We start from the raw sequence: 381 nt of genomic DNA, 5'->3' as shown, positions 1-381 counted from the left end.
GGTGGACACGGCGCGCTACGCGCCGGCGCCCGCCGCTGCCCCTGCCGTGGCCGCGCCGCAGCCGATCTGGATCGGCACCGTCGGGCGCGCCGACCGCATCAAGAACCACGCCGGGCTGCTCGACGTTTTCGCGCTGCTGCTGGCGCGCTTCCCGCCGCCGCGCTTCGACCTGCGCCTTGCCATCGTCGGCGACGGGCCCCTGCTGGAACCCCTGCGCGAACGCGTCGCGGCCGCGGGCTGGAGCGAGCGCGTATGGCTGCCGGGCGCGCGCGGCGACGTGGCCGCCATCCTGCGCGCCTGGTCGGTGTTCGTGCTGCCCTCGCTGTCCGAGGCGACGCCGGTGGTGATCCTGGAAGCGATGGCGAGCGGCCTGCCGGTGGT

1 protein-coding gene is annotated in these 381 nt (G+C 76.1%); it reads left to right on the top strand.

Annotation, left to right across the window (positions count from 1 at the left end; genetic code table 11):
* Positions 1-381 (top strand): glycosyltransferase (locus KVT32_RS29035; protein ID WP_217619308.1); only part of this gene is annotated, 381 nt, incomplete at both ends.

Origin of the sequence: Achromobacter sp. GbtcB20, assembly GCF_019091095.1 — a bacterium.
Lineage (GTDB): Bacteria > Pseudomonadota > Gammaproteobacteria > Burkholderiales > Burkholderiaceae_B > Achromobacter > Achromobacter mucicolens.
Note: the sequence above shows the minus strand (reverse complement) of the source record. Positions and strands in the feature narration are given on the sequence as shown.